General features: G+C 60.5%; 16 protein-coding genes. 9 read left to right on the plus strand and 7 right to left on the minus strand.

From position 1 onward, the window contains the following. Nucleotide 1: 1 nt before the first annotated feature. From tusC to QRN61_RS09510, 5 genes are all read left to right on the plus strand, one after another. The gene (tusC, locus tag QRN61_RS09490) at nt 2-358 is read left to right on the plus strand and encodes a sulfurtransferase complex subunit TusC (protein WP_285373659.1); all 357 of its coding nucleotides are present in this window, start codon (nt 2-4) and stop codon (nt 356-358) included. After that, entirely contained in the window at nt 358-651 is a 294-nt protein-coding gene (gene tusB / locus QRN61_RS09495) for a sulfurtransferase complex subunit TusB (RefSeq protein WP_285373660.1), read from the plus strand. The genes tusC and tusB overlap by 1 nt, the downstream gene beginning before the upstream one ends. Next, nucleotides 648-983, plus strand: a complete 336-nt coding sequence (locus tag QRN61_RS09500; RefSeq protein WP_097088100.1) for a TusE/DsrC/DsvC family sulfur relay protein — start codon at nt 648-650, stop codon at nt 981-983. The genes tusB and QRN61_RS09500 overlap by 4 nt, the downstream gene beginning before the upstream one ends. Then, entirely contained in the window at nt 980-1,981 is a 1,002-nt protein-coding gene (locus tag QRN61_RS09505) for a glycosyl transferase family protein (protein ID WP_285373661.1), read from the plus strand. Before QRN61_RS09500 ends, QRN61_RS09505 begins: the two co-directional genes overlap by 4 nt. Nucleotides 1,982-2,072: 91 nt before the next feature. Then, nucleotides 2,073-3,074 carry a glutathione S-transferase family protein gene (locus QRN61_RS09510; protein ID WP_285373662.1) on the plus strand — a complete coding sequence of 334 codons (1,002 nt, stop codon included), beginning with the start codon at nt 2,073-2,075 and terminating at the stop codon, nt 3,072-3,074. 133 nt (nt 3,075-3,207) lie between these two features. Here the strand turns inward: QRN61_RS09510 and cysG are convergent, their stop codons facing one another. The 6 genes from cysG to QRN61_RS09540 form a co-directional block, all read right to left on the minus strand. After that, nucleotides 3,208-4,602, minus strand: coding sequence for a siroheme synthase CysG (gene cysG, locus QRN61_RS09515; RefSeq protein WP_027614676.1), 1,395 nt, complete (start codon nt 4,600-4,602; stop codon nt 3,208-3,210). Then, entirely contained in the window at nt 4,603-5,883 is a 1,281-nt protein-coding gene (serS, locus tag QRN61_RS09520; RefSeq protein ID WP_007908080.1) for a serine--tRNA ligase, read from the minus strand. Between the two features lie 15 nt (nt 5,884-5,898). Continuing rightward, entirely contained in the window at nt 5,899-6,273 is a 375-nt protein-coding gene (gene crcB / locus QRN61_RS09525) for a fluoride efflux transporter CrcB (RefSeq protein WP_027614675.1), read from the minus strand. Then, entirely contained in the window at nt 6,273-7,595 is a 1,323-nt protein-coding gene (locus QRN61_RS09530; protein ID WP_003223849.1) for a replication-associated recombination protein A, read from the minus strand. The genes crcB and QRN61_RS09530 overlap by 1 nt, the downstream gene beginning before the upstream one ends. Before the next feature lie 158 nt (nt 7,596-7,753). After that, nucleotides 7,754-8,374, minus strand: a complete 621-nt coding sequence (lolA, locus tag QRN61_RS09535; RefSeq protein ID WP_007966612.1) for an outer membrane lipoprotein periplasmic chaperone LolA — start codon at nt 8,372-8,374, stop codon at nt 7,754-7,756. Between the two features lie 67 nt (nt 8,375-8,441). Further along, nucleotides 8,442-10,850 carry a DNA translocase FtsK gene (locus QRN61_RS09540; RefSeq protein ID WP_285373663.1) on the minus strand — a complete coding sequence of 803 codons (2,409 nt, stop codon included), beginning with the start codon at nt 10,848-10,850 and terminating at the stop codon, nt 8,442-8,444. Nucleotides 10,851-11,159: 309 nt separating this feature from the next. Here QRN61_RS09540 and trxB point away from each other — a divergent pair, with 309 nt between their 5' ends. The 4 genes from trxB (at nt 11,160) to infA (ending at nt 13,958) form a co-directional block, all read left to right on the plus strand. Next, nucleotides 11,160-12,119 (plus strand): thioredoxin-disulfide reductase, encoded by a 960-nt coding sequence (gene trxB / locus QRN61_RS09545; protein ID WP_097088110.1) that lies wholly within the window; start codon nt 11,160-11,162, stop codon nt 12,117-12,119. 62 nt (nt 12,120-12,181) lie between these two features. Beyond that, nucleotides 12,182-12,862: a leucyl/phenylalanyl-tRNA--protein transferase gene (gene aat / locus QRN61_RS09550; RefSeq protein ID WP_096795635.1), complete on the plus strand. Its 681-nt coding sequence runs from the start codon at nt 12,182-12,184 to the stop codon at nt 12,860-12,862. Nucleotides 12,863-12,919: 57 nt separating this feature from the next. After that, on the plus strand, nt 12,920-13,627 hold the full coding sequence (locus QRN61_RS09555; RefSeq protein WP_027614671.1) for an arginyltransferase: 708 nt from the start codon (nt 12,920-12,922) through the stop codon (nt 13,625-13,627). Between the two features lie 112 nt (nt 13,628-13,739). Beyond that, entirely contained in the window at nt 13,740-13,958 is a 219-nt protein-coding gene (infA, locus tag QRN61_RS09560) for a translation initiation factor IF-1 (protein WP_002553999.1), read from the plus strand. 1,068 nt (nt 13,959-15,026) lie between these two features. On the opposite strand, the gene clpA is transcribed toward infA, so the two are convergent. Then, the gene (gene clpA / locus QRN61_RS09565; protein WP_007964841.1) at nt 15,027-17,297 is read right to left on the minus strand and encodes an ATP-dependent Clp protease ATP-binding subunit ClpA; all 2,271 of its coding nucleotides are present in this window, start codon (nt 17,295-17,297) and stop codon (nt 15,027-15,029) included. Between the last annotated feature and the right edge of the window lie 23 nt (nt 17,298-17,320).

Here is a 17,320-nt window from a genome sequence, read left to right on the forward strand (position 1 = left end):
AATGGCCAAATCCCTGTTGATCATCAGCCGCCAGTCGCCATGGTCCGGCCCCGGCGCCCGCGAAGCGCTGGACGTCGTGCTGGCCGGCGGCGCGTTCGATCTGCCGATCGGCCTGCTGTTTCTCGACGATGGCGTGTTGCAACTGGCCGCCGGGCAGAAAGCCAAGGCCCTGCAACAGAAAGACCTCAGTGCCAATCTGCAGGCGCTGCCGATGTTCGGCGTTGAAGAACTGTTCTACTGCACCGACAGCGCCAGCGCCCGTGGCCTGAGCACGCTGTCGCTGGACGAAGCGCAGCCGCTCGGCGCCAGCGAAATCACCGCCCTTATTGACCGTTACGACCAGGTGATCACCCTCTGATGTCGACTTTGCATGTGTTGTCTCATTCCCCGTTCGGCGATGATCGCCTGAGCAGTTGCCTGCGCGTGATCGGCGCTGCCGACGCCTTACTGTTATCCGGTGATGCGGTTTACGCCCTGCAACCGGGCACTGCGCCATTCGCCACGCTGAACGAGCGCCGGGTCAAGCTGTTCGCCCTCGCCGAAGACCTGCTGGCCCGCGCCATCGTTGCTCCCGACTGGGCTGAAGCCATCGATTACCCGGCGTTCGTCGAACTGTCGATCCACCACGACAAGGTCAACAGTTGGCTATGAACTCGATGACTGTCGGCGCCCGCGCCATCGAACTGGACAAGGACGGCTTTCTGGTCGACCTCGACGACTGGTCCCATGACGTTGCCAGCGCCCTCGCCGCCGCTGAAGACATCGAACTGACCCCCGAACACTGGGAAGTCCTCGAACTGCTACGCAGTTTCTACGCGGAATTCCAGTTGTCGCCAGCCACCCGCCCGCTGATCAAGTACACCGCACTCAAACTCGGCCCGGACAAAGGCAACAGCCTGCACCTGAACCGACTGTTCAAAGGCACCCCTGCCAAACTCGCCGCGAAACTGGCGGGCCTGCCCAAACCGACGAATTGCTTATGACCGACTTTCCAGCGCTGACCCTCGAAACGCCCGCCGAGCACCCGTTCGCACAGTTTGTGCGGATCCTCGGCAAGGGCAAACGCGGCGCCCGCGACCTGACCCGTGAAGAAGCCCGGGAAGCCATGGGCATGGTGCTCGACGACAAAGTCGAAGACACCCAGCTCGGGGCCTTTCTGATGCTGCTACGGCACAAGGAAGAAAGCGCGGAGGAAATGGCCGGTTTCACCGAAGCCTTGCGCGAGCGCCTTTCAGCGCCAACGCTGAATGTCGATCTGGACTGGCCGACCTACGCCGGCAAGAAACGCCATCTGCCGTGGTACCTGCTGTCGGCCAAGTGCCTGGCGCAAAACGGCGTTCGGATTTTCATGCACGGCGGCGGCGCGCACACCGCCGGACGTCTGTACACCGAACAACTGCTTGGCGAGCTGAACATCCCGCTGTGCCGCACCTGGCAGCAAGTCGGCAGCGCGCTGAACCACGGCGGTCTGGCGTTCATGCCGCTGATTGACTGGGCGCCGCAGTTGCAGAAGATGATCGACCTGCGCAACACCATGGGCCTGCGCTCGCCGATTCACTCGCTGGCACGCATCCTCAATCCACTGCGCGCCCGTTGTGGCCTGCAAAGTATTTTCCACCCGGGCTATCAAGCGGTGCATCGCGAGGCCAGCGGTCTGCTCGGCGACACGGCGATCGTGGTCAAGGGCGATGGCGGCGAAATCGAGATCAATCCGGATGCCGACAGTCATCTGTACGGCACGAAGGGCGGCGAGAGCTGGGACGAGGAATGGCCGCAGCTGTCGAGCCAGCGCCACGTCAAACCGGCCACGCTGGACGTTGAACATCTGAAAGCGGTGTGGCGTGGCGAGGTGGTCGACAGCTATCCGCAAATGGCCCTGATTTCGACCATGGCCCTGGCCCTGCGCGGCCTCGGTCAAAGCCGCGAGCAAGCGTTCGCAACCGCCGAGCAATACTGGGCGGCGCGCAACAAATCGATTTAACCGATCATAGACGCCCGATCTTTGCGCTTTTTGTTCGAACTCATCGGAATAGACTCGGCTCCAACGCTTATTGGAATCAGGAGTCTTGATCATGGGTTTACTCGTCGACGGCCACTGGCAGGACAAGTGGTACGAAAGCAGCAAAGACGGCGCCTTTCAGCGCGAACAGGCGCAACGGCGCAATTGGGTCACCACTGACGGCCAGCCCGGGCCGAGCGGTGAAGGCGGTTTCGCCGCCGAAGCCGGGCGCTATCACCTTTATGTGTCCCTCGCCTGCCCGTGGGCGCACCGCACGCTGATTCTGCGCAAGCTCAAAGGTCTGGAAAGCCTGATCGACGTGTCCGTGGTCAGCTGGCTGATGCTGGAAAACGGCTGGACCTTCGACCAGACCCTTGGCTCGACCGGCGACAAGCTCGACCACTTCGACTTCATGCATCAGCGCTACACCGCCGACACGCCGGACTACACCGGCCGTGTCACTGTGCCGGTGCTGTGGGACAAAAAGCTCAAGCGCATTGTCAGCAATGAGTCGGCGGAAATCATCCGCATGTTCAACAGCGCGTTCGATGGCCTGACCGGTAACGAACTGGACTTCTACCCGGCACCGTTACGCGGCGAGATCGATGCACTGAACGAACGGATTTATCCGGCGGTGAACAACGGCGTGTATCGCGCCGGGTTCGCCACCTCGCAACACGCCTATGAAGAGGCGTTCGATGAAGTGTTTGCCGAGCTGGATCACTTGGAACGGGTGCTGGGCGCCAATCGCTATCTGACGGGTGAATACCTGACCGAGGCCGATGTGCGACTGTTCACCACGCTGATTCGCTTCGATGCGGTGTACCACGGGCACTTCAAGTGCAATCTGCGGCGGATTGCCGATTACCCGAACCTGTCGAACTGGCTGCAAGAGCTGTATCAGTGGCCGGGGATTGGCGAGACGGTGGATTTTCAGCACATCAAAAATCACTACTACGGTAGCCACAAGACCATCAATCCGACGGGGATTGTGCCGAAGGGGCCGAAGCAGGATTTCAGTGTGGCGCATGACCGGGCGCGTTTGGCTGGCAAAGGAGTCTGGCGCAGGGGCTGAGATTTTTATTGTTTTTGAGGGCCTCATCGCTGGCAAGCCAGCTCCCACAGGGATTTTGGTGATACTGAAGATTGCAGTTTCAACACAAAAACCTGTGGGAGCTGGCTTGCCAGCGATGGGGTCAACTCGATTTTCAGACCTGCGCCTGAGCACCCTCGAACCACGCCAGCTTCTCGCGCAGCTGCACCACTTCCCCCACGATCACCAGTGTCGGCGCATGCACTTCATGCTCCGCCACCAGACGCGGCAGGTCGGCCAGCGTGCCGGTGAAGACTCGCTGATTGACCGTGGTGCCCTGCTGGATCAACGCCGCCGGGGTGTCCGCGCTGCGACCGTGTTTGATCAACTGCTCGCAAATCACCGGCAAGCCGACCAGGCCCATGTAGAACACCAGCGTCTGCGCCGGGGCAACGAGGTCGGCCCACGGCAGATCGGTGGAACCGTCCTTCAGGTGCCCGGTGACGAAGCGCACCGACTGCGCGTAATCGCGGTGGGTCAGCGGAATCCCGGCATACGCCGCGCAACCGCTGGCCGCCGTGATCCCCGGCACCACCTGGAACGGAATCCCGTGGGCCGCCAGCTCTTCGATTTCTTCACCACCGCGACCGAAGATGAACGGGTCACCGCCCTTCAAGCGCACCACGCGTTTGCCGGCCTTGGCCAGATCCACCAGTTGCTGGTTGATCTGATCCTGTGGCACCGCATGATCAGAGCGACGCTTGCCGACATAGACGCGCTCGGCATCGCGACGGCACAGCTCAAGAATCGCCGGAGCGACCAAGCGGTCGTACAGCACTACGTCGGCTTGCTGCATCAGGCGCAAGGCGCGGAAGGTCAGCAGATCCGGATCACCCGGCCCTGCCCCCACCAGATACACCTCGCCGGTAGTAACAGTCGCTTCGCCATCAATCTTGGCCTGCAACAGCCGCTCGGCCTCAGTGCCCTGCCCGGCCAGTTGCCGGTCGGCAATCGGGCCTTGAAACACGTCTTCCCAGAAACCACGGCGCTGCTGCACATCCGGAAACAGGTTTTTCACCTGATTGCGGAAACGCGCGGCAAGACCGGCCAGTTGGCCGTAGGTCGAAGGAATCCAGGTTTCGATCTTGGCGCGAATCAGCCGCGCCAGCACTGGCGCATCGCCGCCGCTGGACACCGCAATAATCAGCGGCGAGCGATCGACGATCGCCGGGAAGATCACGCTGCACAGCTGCGGCGCATCGACCACGTTGACCGGCACGCAACGCCGATGGGCATCGCTGGAGACCTGCGCATTCAGCGTTTCATCGTCGGTGGCGGCAATGATCAGCCCGCAACCGTCCAGATCCGCTTCCACGTAACCACGCAGCAGACATTCGCCACCGCTGGCGCTGACCAGTTCGCGCAGTTGCGCTTCGATTTCAGGTGCGACCACCCGCAGCAGCGCACCGGCATCGGCCAACAGGCGGGATTTGCGCAAGGCAATTTCCCCCCCACCGACCACCAACACACGACTGCCGCGCAGGTTGTGAAACAGCGGCAGATATTTCATTTAACCGATGACCTCAAGGCCACCCATGTACGGCTTCAGCACGTCCGGCACACGGATCGAACCGTCGGCCTGCTGGTAGTTTTCCAGCACCGCCACCAGCGTACGACCGACCGCCAGACCCGAACCGTTGAGAGTGTGTACCAGCTCAGGCTTGCCGGTTTCCGGGTTGCGGAAACGCGCCTGCATGCGGCGGGCCTGGAAGTCGCCGCAGTTGGAGCACGACGAAATTTCGCGGTACTTGTCCTGGCTCGGAATCCACACTTCGAGGTCGTAGGTCTTGACGGCACTGAAGCCCATGTCGCCGGTGCACAGCGCCAGGGTGCGGTAAGGCAGACCCAGCAGTTGCAAGACTTTTTCGGCGTTGGCGGTCAGGCCTTCCAGCGCTTCCATCGAAGTCGACGGCTCGACGATCTGGACCATTTCAACCTTGTCGAACTGGTGCTGACGGATCATCCCGCGAGTGTCGCGACCCGACGCACCGGCTTCGCTGCGGAAGCACGGGGTGTGGGCGACGAACTTGATCGGCAGCAGTTTCGAGTCGACGATTTCACCGGCCACAATGTTGGTCAGCGACACTTCGGCGGTCGGGATCAGGTACAGATCGGCTTCGCCTTCGCGAGCGATCTTGAACAGGTCTTCTTCGAACTTCGGCAGCTGGCCGGTGCCTTGCAGCGCCGGGGCCTGAACCAGGTAAGGCGTGTAGGCCTCTTCGTAGCCGTGCTCGTTGACGTGCAGGTTGATCATGAACTGCGCCAGGGCGCGGTGCAGACGGGCGATCGGGCCGCGCAGCAGAGCGAAACGGGCGCCGGACAGCTTGGCGGCGGTTTCAAAGTCCAGCCAGCCGAACTTCTCGCCCAGCGCGACATGGTCTTTCACTTCGAAATCGAAAGCAGTCGGCGTGCCCCAGCGGCGCACTTCAACGTTATCGTCTTCGTCTTTGCCAACCGGTACCGATTCGTGCGGCAGGTTGGGGATACCCAGCAGAATCGAGTCCAGCTCGGTCTGGATCGCGTCCAGCTCAACTTTACCGGCACTCAGCTCGCCCGCCATGCGCTCGACGTCCGCCATCAGCGGCGCGATGTCTTCGCCGCGCTGCTTGGCCTGACCGATGGATTTGGAACGCGCGTTACGCTCAGCCTGCAGTGCTTCGGTGCGGGTCTGGACGGTCTTGCGCTGTTCTTCCAGCGCTTCGATGCGCGCGGTATCCAGGGCAAAGCCACGGGAAGCCAGGCGGTCCGCTACGTCCTGAAGGTTGCTACGTAACAGTTTGGAATCGAGCATGTCGGTTTCTCGTTATCAAAGTTTGGTCAGGGACAGGCCGGCCCACGTCGCGAGCAGCCCGCCGAATACGCTGATCGCCGCATAGCCCAGGGCCAGCGGCACTTGCCCGCTTTCCAGCAGGCGCACCGTATCCAGTGAAAAGGATGAAAAAGTCGTCAGCCCCCCGAGGAAGCCGACCATCAACCCGGCACGCACCTCGATCGGCACCTCCGGGCGTATCAAAAACAGGCCGTACAACACGCCAATCAGCAGACAGCCCACGATATTAACGGCCAGCGTCGCGGTATAGAAGTGCCGCGGCCAATTGGCGTTGACCCAATTGCCGGTGGCGAAGCGCAACAGGGTGCCGGCAATCCCGCCGACGGAGACCGCAACGATCAATGGAAGCACTATTTTCTCCGCTGTCTTGGGCTTAAACGGTCGAGTTGGGCGAGGTGGTTGAGCTTCTCGCCGATCTTCAATTCCAGGCCACGGGGCACCGGTTGATAGAACGGGATCGGCTCGAGCTCTTCCGGGAAATAATCTTCGCCGGCGGCATAGGCATCCGGTTCGTCGTGGGCGTAGCGGTATTCGTCGCCATAGCCCAATTGTTTCATCAGCTTGGTCGGTGCATTGCGCAAGTGCAGCGGCACTTCCAGCGAACCGTATTCGGCAGCGGCGCGCAGCGCGGTCTTGAAGCCCATGTACACCGCGTTGCTTTTTGGCGCGCAAGCCAGATAGGTGATGGCCTGAGCCACCGCCAATTCGCCTTCCGGGCTGCCGAGGCGCTCCTGCACCTCCCACGCCGCCAGGCACAAGCTCAGGGCGCGCGGGTCGGCGTTGCCAATGTCTTCGCTGGCCATGCGCACCACGCGCCGGGCCAGGTACAGCGGATCGCAGCCGCCGTCGATCATCCGCGCGAACCAGTACAGCGCGCCATCGGGGTTGGAGCCGCGTACCGATTTGTGCAGCGCCGAGATCTGGTCGTAGAACGCTTCGCCGCCCTTGTCGAAGCGCCGTCGGGTGTCACCGAGCAGACTTTGCAGCAACTCGGTGCCCATCTCGCTGTTGTCTTCGGCCAGATCCGAGGCGTTCTCCAGCAGATTGAGCAGGCGCCGGCCATCACCATCGGCGGCCGACAGCAGCATCTGGAAGCCTTCATCGCTGAGGGTCAGGTTGCGTTTGCCCAGCCCGCGCTCTTCGGTGAGCGCGCGATGTACCAGTTTGCGCAGCGCGGTCTCGTCGAGGCTTTTCAGCACATAGACGCGGGCCCGCGACAACAGCGCGTTGTTCAATTCAAACGAAGGGTTTTCGGTGGTGGCGCCGATGAAAATCAGCGTGCCGTCTTCGACGTACGGCAGGAACGCATCCTGCTGCGATTTGTTGAAGCGGTGCACTTCATCGACGAACAGAATGGTGCGCTTGCCGTATTGGCCGGCCTGCTGTTTGGCGATTTCAACGGCCTGACGGATCTCCTTGACCCCGGCAAGCACCGCCGAGACCGTTTCGAAGTGCGCATCCGAGACTTCCGCGAGCAATCGCGCGAGGGTGGTCTTGCCCACGCCCGGCGGCCCCCAGAAGATCATCGAATGCAGGGCACCCTGCTCCAGCGCCTCACGCAGAGGCTTGCCGCGAGCGAGCACGTGCTCCTGACCGACATACTCATCCAGATTGGTCGCACGCAAACGCGCGGCCAGTGGCTGGGCAATCGGTGCACTGCGAAACAGATCCATCACGTAGCGTTGAAACCTCTGATTGTCTGAAACCGGTTGATGACCTTGTGGTGAGGGGATTCATCCCCGATGGGCTGCGAGGCAGCCCCAAAAAAGGTGACTGCTGCGCAGTCAATCGGGGATAAATCCCCTCGCCACAAAAGCCCACCTCGTGCGCACTATTCCTGGATAACGTCAGCACCCTTCGGGATGTCGAACTTGAACTTCGACGCCGACACCGCTTCGTTGGCCTTGACCCCGGTGAACAGGATGTTGGTGCGCTGACCAACGCTGTCGATCAGTTGCATGTCATTGACCAGGCCGTTGCGGAACGACAGGCGCAGGCTGTCGAACAGGGTGTCTTTGGTCTTCGGCTTGAGGGTGAAGTCGATCACGCCGCCCGCCTCTTTCGCGCTGATCTCGAAGCTCTGGCTGATCTTCGACACGTCACCGGACAGCAGCAGCGCCGGGGTCTGGGTCAGGCGCTCGTCGAGCTTCTTGATGGTGGCTTGTTCCAGGTCCGGGTCCCACAGGGTGACCTTCTTGCCGTCGGAGACCATGGTCTGCTCGTTTGGCGCTTCGGTGTGCCAGTAGAACAGGCCCGGACGCTGCAGAACCATATCACCGCGAGTTTCCTGCAACTGCGTGCCGCTGCCGTCGAGGGTCAGCTGCGAGAAGTTCGCGGTCAGGGTTTTCGATGTTTCCAGCAATTGGGTCAGACGCGCCACGTCCTTGTCATCGGCGTGGGCCGTGAACGTGGTCAGCGCCAGTACTGGCAACAGCATGCGGATAAGACGCATGGGAGTCCTCTTGAATACTCGTTGGGAGAGCGGCGGCACATCATTGTCCCGCCCTTTGCTTTTGCAATCAGTCGCGAACCGGGCCCGGGGCCAGAACTTCACGCGAACCGTTGGTGTTCATTGAGGTGACGACCCCGGCCATTTCCATGGCTTCGATCATGCGCGCAGCGCGGTTGTAACCAATCTTCAGCTTGCGCTGTACCGCGGAAATCGACGCCCGGCGGCTTTCCAGGACGAACTGTACGGCTTCGTCATACAGCGCGTCGGCTTCCGGATCATCACCGTCACCACCACCGCTGCTGCCTTCGAAACCGCTGCCCGCCTCTTCAACACCGCTGAGGATGTCATCGTTGTATTCCGGTGCGCCACGCAGTTTCCAGGCTTCGACCACGCGGTGCACTTCATCGTCGGAAACGAACGCGCCGTGCACCCGGATCGGCAGGCTGGTGCCCGGTGGCATGTAGAGCATGTCACCGTGACCGAGCAGTTGTTCGGCGCCACCCTGGTCGATGATGGTCCGCGAGTCGATCTTGCTCGACACCTGGAACGCCATACGCGTCGGAATGTTGGCCTTGATCAGACCGGTGATCACGTCCACCGAAGGTCGCTGGGTCGCGAGGATCAGGTGAATACCGGCGGCACGTGCTTTCTGTGCGATACGCGCAATCAGTTCTTCAACCTTCTTGCCGACGATCATCATCATGTCGGCGAATTCGTCGACCACCACGACGATGGTCGGCAGCTTCTGCAGTAGCGGCGCTTCGTCGTGAATGCTTTCGCGCTTGTACAGCGGATCGCTCAACGGCTCGCCGGCATCCTGCGCTTCCTTGACCTTGGCGTTGAAGCCGGACAGGTTACGCACGCCCATCTTCGCCATCAGCTTGTAGCGACGTTCCATCTCGGCAACGCTCCAGCGCAGGGCGTTGGCGGCGTCCTTCATGTCTGTCACTACCGGGCACAGCAGGTGCGGAATGCCTTCGTAGATCGACAGTTCGAGCATTTTCGGGTCGATCATGATCAGTTTGGCGTCGTCCGGGCCGGATTTGAACAGGATCGACAGGATCATCGCGTTCACGCCCACCGACTTACCGGAACCAGTGGTACCGGCGACCAGCAGGTGCGGCATCTTCGCCAGGTCAGTGATGACCGGTTTGCCGCCGATGTCGTGGCCCAGGGCCAGGGTGACCGGCGACTTGAAGTTGTCGTACTCGGGGGTCGACAGTACTTCGGAGAAACGCACGATCTGCCGGTCTTCGTTGGGGATCTCGATACCGACCGTGGTCTTGCCCGGAATCACCTCGACCACCCGCACACTGGTCACGGCCAGCGAGCGTGCAAGGTCTTTCGCCAGGTTGGCGATGCGGCTGACTTTGACGCCGGCTGCAGGCTGGATTTCGTAACGGGTAATCACCGGGCCCGGGTGGATCGAGTCCACGGTGACTTCGACACCGAATTCCTTGAGCTTGATCTCCAGCAAGTGGCCGACCGCTGCCAGGGATTCCGGCGAATAGTTGAGTTGTTTCTTTTCCGCAGGATCAAGGATCGAGATCGGCGGCAAGGTGCCTTCCACGGCGCTGTCGACGAACAACGGCACCTGCTTCTCTTTCTGCACTCGCTTGCTTGGCTCCGGCGCCTTGGCCGGAGCCGGGGCGATGACCGGCGGTACCTGCTTCTCGCGATCGGACATGTGTTTGCTCAGGGCCTGCTCGCGCTCGATCAGACGTTCCTTGACCTTGGCCTGTTCACGCTTGTCGGTGACGGTCGGCGCCACCACGTCGTGGACGCGGTCATCGACTTCACGCAGTTGCGCAACCAGTTGCTTACGCTCGGTACGGGCCGACCACCAGCGGTTGATCGCGCCCTGAAAAAGTTCGAACAGATCGAGGGTGATCTTGCCGGTGACGTCCATCACCTTGAACCACGACAGGTCGGTGAACACCGTCAGGCCAAACAGGAACAGCGCAATGAACAACAGCGTGCTGCCCTGGATATTCAGCGCGTTGCGCGCCAGATCACCGAGACTTTCGCCCAGCGCCCCGCCCGCGCCCGCCGGCAGGCCGGTGGCGGCGTGAAAATGGATATGCGCCAGCGCAGCGCCGGACAGCACTAGGAACACCAGACCGATCAGACGCCAGGAGAACAGCCAGCCGCTCCACTGCCACGGCTCGTGACGTTGACGGAAGATCTGATACGCCTTGACCGCCAGCAGCAGCGGGAAGATGTACGCGAAGTAACCCAGCACCATGAACAGGATGTCGGCGCTGTAAGAACCGGCGGGGCCGCCAAAATTCTGCACGTCGTCAATCTTGCTGTTGTGGCTCCAGCCCGGATCATCCTTGCCGTAGGTCAGCAAGGCCATCATCAGGAACAGGCACAAGGCACCGATGGCGATCAATGCACCTTCCTTGAGCCGGTAGTGCAATTGCTGGCGCCAGAGCGGAACGACTGTTTTTGGTGCTGCGGTGGATTTCTTCAAAACGCTTCTTTTCCTGCGCCCGGGGCGCGTCCATCTATTGAATGTCGATAAAAAACTGCCCAATCCAGGCAGGTAAAAAAGTGAACCGGCGCATCTGAGACTACTTTTAACACTGTGCCGCAGCTTTTATAAACACAGCCATAAACACAGCGCTCTACAAATATTCTGTAACAGCCCGGCATTGTACGGGTTTGTGCGGCTGATGCCATGCTTCAAACCCCATAGCTGAGCATAGCCAAGCGCACAAATCCTGCGGTTCAATTTGAGCATGCATTGCCTTTTGTGACAAAGGCTTATGAGGTGTATTTGATGAACGCAGCGAAGCATTCACGCCTGATCATTCTCGGTTCCGGCCCCGCCGGTTACAGCGCCGCCGTGTACGCCGCCCGCGCCAACCTCAAACCGGTGGTAATTACCGGGCTGCAGGCCGGTGGTCAGCTCACCACCACCGTCGAAGTCGACAACTGGCCTGGCGACGTCGAAGGCCTGACCGGTCCGGCGCTGATGGAGCGCATGCAAAAACACGCCGAGCGCTTTGCCACAGAGATCGTTTACGACCACATCCACACCGCCAAGTTGCAGCAGCGCCCGTTCGAACTCATTGGCGACAGCGGCACTTACACCTGCGACGCGTTGATCATCGCCACCGGCGCCTCGGCGCAGTATCTGGGCCTGCCCTCGGAAGAAGCCTTCGCCGGCAAAGGGGTTTCGGCCTGCGCGACCTGTGACGGCTTCTTCTATCGCAATCAGGTGGTCGCCGTGGTGGGCGGCGGCAATACCGCTGTCGAGGAGGCGCTGTACCTGTCGAACATCGCCAAAGAGGTGCATTTGATCCATCGCCGCGACAAATTGCGCTCGGAGAAAATCCTTCAGGACAAACTGTTCGAAAAAGCCGCCAGCGGCAATGTTCGCCTGCACTGGAACCAGAATCTGGACGAAGTGCTGGGCGATGCCAGCGGCGTGACCGGTGCGCGCCTGCGTGACAGCCACAGCGGGCAGACCCACGAACTGACACTGGCCGGCGTGTTCATCGCCATCGGCCACAAACCCAACACCGACCTGTTTCAGGGCCAATTACCAATGCGCGACGGCTACCTGCTGGTCAAGGGCGGCAGCGACGGCGACGCCACCTCCACGGAGATCCCCGGCGTCTTCGCTGCCGGCGATGTGGCCGACCACGTCTACCGCCAGGCCGTGACCTCGGCCGGCGCCGGCTGCATGGCGGCACTGGACGCGGAGAAGTATCTGGACGACATTCCTGTCATTTAACGGCACACTTTATCGCGGGCCTGATGCCCGCACTGCCCTCCCCTTCTGCAAGCCTGGACGCCATGCTGACTTGGTTACAACGCAATTCCCTGACCTTCCCGCCCCTGGAAAAGGCCATGCGCGATCCCAATGGATTGCTGGCTGCCGGTGGCGATCTGTCCGCCGATCGGCTGGTGCAGGCTTACCGGCACGGCTGTTTTCCGTGGTTCTCCGAAGGCCAGCCGATCCTCTGGTGGTCGCCGGACCCACGCACCGTGCTGTTTCCCGACGAACTGCATGTCTCGCGCAGCCTCGGCAAATTGCTGCGCAAGCAACGCTACCAGGTGACTTTCGATCAGGATTTCGACGCCGTGATCCGTGCCTGCGCCGCCCCCAGGGATTACGCCGACGGCACCTGGATCACCGAAGCCATGCAGGACGCCTACCTCGAACTGCACCGCCGCGGCTTCGCCCACTCGGTAGAGGTCTGGGATCATGGCCAACTGGTCGGCGGCCTGTATGGCCTGGCGATGGGTCAGCTGTTTTTCGGCGAATCGATGTTCAGCCGCGCCGACAACGCCTCCAAATTCGGCTTTGCCACGCTGGTGCAGCATTTGAAAGACGCTGGATTCGTTCTGATTGACTGCCAGATGCCGACCGATCATCTGCACAGCCTCGGCGCCCGCGCGATCCCCCGCCACGAATTCGCCGACTATCTGGCTCGCCACCTGGATCAACCGAGTCGTGCCACCTGGGTTTGCTGAGCGACTTTTGCGCGCGTGGCTTACACTTAATTCACCAGCTTATCCCGAGGGTTGATCATGACCGAGTTGGCGCGCTTGAAGTTCTATGCCACTCAGCCTCATTCCTGCAGTTATCTGCCCGAGGAGCAGGCGACGACGCTGTTTCTCGACCCGAGTCAGCCCATGGATGTGCACGTCTACGCAGACCTGTCGGAAATGGGTTTTCGTCGCAGCGGCGATCATCTGTATCGGCCCCATTGCCAGAATTGCAATGCGTGCGTGCCTGCACGCATCCCGGTGGCGCAGTTCCTGCCCAACCGCCAGCAGAAACGTATTTTCAAACGCAATGCCGATCTGCAGGTACGCCCGGTAAAACCGCACTTCAGCGAAGAATATTTCGATCTGTACCAGCGCTACATCGAGCAGCGCCATGCCGACGGCGACATGTACCCGCCAAGTCGTGACCAGTTCTCGACCTTTCTGGTGCGCGATCTGCCCTTCTCGCGCTTTTATGAATTTCGTCTCGACGGACGGTTACTCGCCGTCGCGGTGACCGACCTGCTGCCCAATGGCTTGTCAGCGGTCTATACCTTCTACGAACCTGACGAAGAGCGCCGCAGCCTGGGTCGTTTCGCAATCCTGTGGCAAATCACCGAAAGCCAGCGCCTGGGGCTAGAGGCGGTGTATCTCGGTTACTGGATCAAGAACTGCAAAAAGATGAACTACAAGACCCAGTATCGCCCCATTGAATTGCTGATTAATCAGCGCTGGGTGATTCTTAACTGATCGCAAGCCGTAAACCCCTTGGCTTAAACCCCCTTTTTCGGGCACAATGCACGCCGCTTTTGCCTGGCGCAGTTGCACCGGGCCATTCATTGGACACCGAGGGCTTTACTGCATGTCGAAAGAAGACAGCTTCGAAATGGAAGGCACTGTCGTCGACACCCTGCCCAACACCATGTTTCGTGTGGAGTTGGAAAATGGGCACGTCGTAACCGCGCATATCTCCGGCAAGATGCGCAAGAACTACATTCGTATTCTTACCGGTGACAAAGTGCGCGTCGAGCTGACGCCCTATGACTTGAGCAAAGGGCGCATTACTTACCGCGCTCGCTAATCAAGTCAATACAAGACGCCCGGCTTTGCCGGGCGTTTTTGTTTGTCTGCGATTTGGGTTTGGGTTTGGGTTTTGGGTGTATATCCGTTGCTGCGGTAACGGCCTCCTATGGTTTCGCTCTTACAGCGAGTCACCTTTTCCAAACGCCGAAAAGGTAACCCAAAAGGCTTTGCCCCGGCGTACGGCACTTCGCTGAGGCTCAGTGTTCCCTCGCTACGGTGCCCATCCGGGGGCATCGCCTCCGGTTTGCTTCGCTGCACCTCCTCTCGATGTATGCGGCTTCGCCGCATGGCGCTGCGCGCCTACCCCCTGATGGACACCTTCGCTCGGCCTGCCGAAGGGGCTGAAGATCAAAAGCCACATCAAAAGCCACATCAAAAGCCAAAGCCAAAGCAGATCAAAAGATCACAGCCTTCGGCAGTTCCTACATGGGATTGGGTGTTTTCATTTGGAGTTTGGTCGGCTGACAGGCCGCCTTCGCGAGCAAGCCCGCTCCCACAGTGGATTGGGGTAGGCAGTTGGAGATTGGCAGACTGGTCGGCCGCCATCGCTGGCAGGCCAGCTCCCACAATTGGGCCGGGGGCATCAGCAAGAGATTGGTCGGCTGTCAGGCCGCCATCGCCAGCAGGCTGGCTCCTACAATTCAGAGTGCGTGCACCCCATGCGGCGAAGCCGCCCCACTCAACACAATGAGCGTTAGCTCGAGTAAAGCTTTTGATCTCAGGGCCCGTCGGCAGGCTGAGTGGAGGGGTTTATCCGGGGGTGGGAGCGCAGCGACCGTTTGGCGCAGCCAAACACAGCGAGAGGAGGTGCAGCGAAGCAAACCGTAGGCGCTGCCCCCGGATGAATCCCGCAGCGAAGGAAGCCGAGCCTAAGCGAGGGCCGAACGTCAGGGCACAGACCTTTTGGTTACTTTTGGCTGGGCCGGCATTCCGGGCGCTTGCCAAAAGTGACCCGCCGTAAGGGCGGAACCCCAAGCAGCCATAACCGCAGCAACGGATATACACCCAAAAACATCAGCCAACAAAAAGGCGCCCGAAGGCGCCCTCTAAACCAACAACCAAGCCGTCAGGCCATCTCCGCCGTAGTCTCGAAGTCAAACGTCAACTCACCATCCTTGATGTCGATGTGCACCACACCGCCATGCTCGGCCAGCTCGCCAAACAGAATCTCCTCCGCCAGCGGACGCTTGATCTTGTCCTGGATCAGACGCGCCATCGGACGTGCGCCCATCGCCGAGTCATAACCACCGGCCGCCAGCCAACTGCGCGCCGCATCGGTAACCTCCAGCAACACACGCTTGTCTTCCAGCTGCGCCTGCAGTTCGGTAAGGAACTTGTCCACCACGCTTTTGATGACCTCATGGCTGAGGCGACCAAACTGGATAATGGTGTCCAGACGGTTACGGAACTCTGGCGTGAAGCTCTTCTTGATCACTTCCATCGCATCAGACGAGTGGTCCTGATGGGTGAAACCGATCGAAGCACGCGCCGCGGTTTCGGCACCGGCGTTGGTGGTCATGATCACGATCACATTGCGGAAATCCGCCTTGCGCCCGTTGTTGTCGGTGAGCGTGCCGTGGTCCATCACCTGCAACAGCAGGTTGAAGACTTCCGGATGCGCCTTCTCGATTTCATCGAGCAGCAATACGCAGTGCGGTTGCTTGGTGATCGCTTCGGTCAACAGACCGCCCTGATCAAAGCCGACATAGCCCGGAGGCGCACCGATCAGACGCGATACGGTGTGGCGCTCCATGTACTCGGACATGTCGAAGCGCACCAGTTCGATGCCCAACGCCTTGGCCAGTTGCCGCGCGGCCTCGGTTTTACCGACACCGGTGGGACCGGCGAACAGGAACGAACCGACTGGCTTGTCAGGCGACTTAAGGCCGGCGCGGGACAGCTTGATCGCGGTCGACAGCGAATCGATCGCCGCATCCTGACCAAACACCGTCAGCTTCAGGTCGCGCTCCAGGTTACGCAGCAATTCCTTGTCGGAGCTGGTGACGTGTTTTGGCGGAATCCGCGCGATCTTCGCCACAATGTCTTCAACCTGCGGCACTTCGATGCGTTTGACGCGCATCTCGACCGGCTGCAGGCGCTGATAGGCACCGGCCTCGTCGATCACGTCGATGGCCTTGTCCGGCATATGCCGGTCATTGATGTAGCGCGATGCCAGTTCAGCGGCGGCGCGCAACGACTCATCGCTGTATTCGATGTTGTGGTGCTGCTCGAAACGCCCTTTCAGGCCGCGCAGGATACCGATGGTGTCTTCCACCGACGGTTCGACGACATCGACCTTCTGGAAGCGTCGTGCCAGCGCACGATCCTTCTCGAAGATGCCGCGAAATTCCTGGAACGTGGTCGAGCCGATGCAGCGAATGTCGCCAGACGACAGCAGCGGCTTGAGCAGGTTCGAGGCATCCATTACGCCACCGGACGCAGCGCCCGCACCGATGATGGTGTGGATCTCGTCGATGAACAGGATCGCCTGCGGACGTTTTTTCAGTTCATTGAGCAGCGCCTTGAAGCGCTTCTCGAAATCACCGCGATACTTGGTGCCCGCGAGCAGAGCACCGAGATCGAGCGAATAGACGACGCTGTTGGCCAGCAGATCCGGCACCTGGTTGTCGACAATACGCTTGGCCAGGCCTTCGGCGATCGCGGTTTTACCCACACCAGCCTCGCCGACCAGCAACGGATTGTTCTTGCGCCGGCGCGCAAGAATCTGCGCGACACGCTCGACTTCCGATTCGCGGCCGACCAGCGGGTCGATCCGACCCTGGCGCGCGAGTTCGTTGAGATTGCTGGCATAAGCATCCAGCGGATTGCCTGAAGAAGAAGACTCACCGCCCTCGTCGTCCTGCATATCTTGTTCACCTTCAGAGTGATCGCCGTGCCCTGGCACTTTGGAAATGCCGTGGGCGATGTAATTGACGACATCAATGCGCGCAACGCTCTGCTGTTTCAGCAGGAATACGGCCTGACTCTCTTGCTCACTGAAGATTGCAACCAGCACGTTGGCGCCGGTTACTTCGCGTTTGCCCGAGCTCTGCACATGGAAGACAGCACGTTGCAATACACGCTGGAATCCCAGGGTTGGCTGGGTTTCGCGATCTTCGTCGTGGACGGGGATCAATGGCGTGGTGGAGTCGATGAACTCCTGCAGGTCGTGCTTGAGTTTGTCGAGGTTTGCGCCGCAGGCACGCAATACGGTGGCGGCAGCCTCATTGTCCAATAGGGCCAGCAGCAGGTGTTCGACGGTCATGAATTCATGACGCTTCGAACGAGCCTCCTTGAAGGCAAGATTGAGGGTGACTTCGAGCTCGCGGTTTAACATAGCTTCACCTCATACCCAAGTGG

Origin of the sequence: Pseudomonas sp. lyk4-TYG-107 (assembly GCF_030209055.1) — a bacterium.
In the GTDB taxonomy this organism is placed as follows: domain Bacteria; phylum Pseudomonadota; class Gammaproteobacteria; order Pseudomonadales; family Pseudomonadaceae; genus Aquipseudomonas; species Aquipseudomonas putida_A.

What these genes read in the sequence shown, in the direction of transcription:
- tusC (WP_285373659.1), top strand. Translation starts at nt 2, where the DNA reads ATGGCCAAATCCCTGTTGATCATCAGCCGCCAGTCGCCATGGTCCGGC.
- tusB (WP_285373660.1), top strand. Translation starts at nt 358, where the DNA reads ATGTCGACTTTGCATGTGTTGTCTCATTCCCCGTTCGGCGATGATCGC.
- QRN61_RS09500 (WP_097088100.1), top strand. Translation starts at nt 648, where the DNA reads ATGAACTCGATGACTGTCGGCGCCCGCGCCATCGAACTGGACAAGGAC.
- QRN61_RS09505 (WP_285373661.1), top strand. Translation starts at nt 980, where the DNA reads ATGACCGACTTTCCAGCGCTGACCCTCGAAACGCCCGCCGAGCACCCG.
- QRN61_RS09510 (WP_285373662.1), top strand. Translation starts at nt 2,073, where the DNA reads ATGGGTTTACTCGTCGACGGCCACTGGCAGGACAAGTGGTACGAAAGC.
- cysG (WP_027614676.1), bottom strand. Translation starts at nt 4,602, where the DNA reads ATGAAATATCTGCCGCTGTTTCACAACCTGCGCGGCAGTCGTGTGTTG.
- serS (WP_007908080.1), bottom strand. Translation starts at nt 5,883, where the DNA reads ATGCTCGATTCCAAACTGTTACGTAGCAACCTTCAGGACGTAGCGGAC.
- QRN61_RS09530 (WP_003223849.1), bottom strand. Translation starts at nt 7,595, where the DNA reads ATGGATCTGTTTCGCAGTGCACCGATTGCCCAGCCACTGGCCGCGCGT.
- lolA (WP_007966612.1), bottom strand. Translation starts at nt 8,374, where the DNA reads ATGCGTCTTATCCGCATGCTGTTGCCAGTACTGGCGCTGACCACGTTC.
- trxB (WP_097088110.1), top strand. Translation starts at nt 11,160, where the DNA reads ATGAACGCAGCGAAGCATTCACGCCTGATCATTCTCGGTTCCGGCCCC.
- aat (WP_096795635.1), top strand. Translation starts at nt 12,182, where the DNA reads ATGCTGACTTGGTTACAACGCAATTCCCTGACCTTCCCGCCCCTGGAA.
- QRN61_RS09555 (WP_027614671.1), top strand. Translation starts at nt 12,920, where the DNA reads ATGACCGAGTTGGCGCGCTTGAAGTTCTATGCCACTCAGCCTCATTCC.
- infA (WP_002553999.1), top strand. Translation starts at nt 13,740, where the DNA reads ATGTCGAAAGAAGACAGCTTCGAAATGGAAGGCACTGTCGTCGACACC.
- clpA (WP_007964841.1), bottom strand. Translation starts at nt 17,297, where the DNA reads ATGTTAAACCGCGAGCTCGAAGTCACCCTCAATCTTGCCTTCAAGGAG.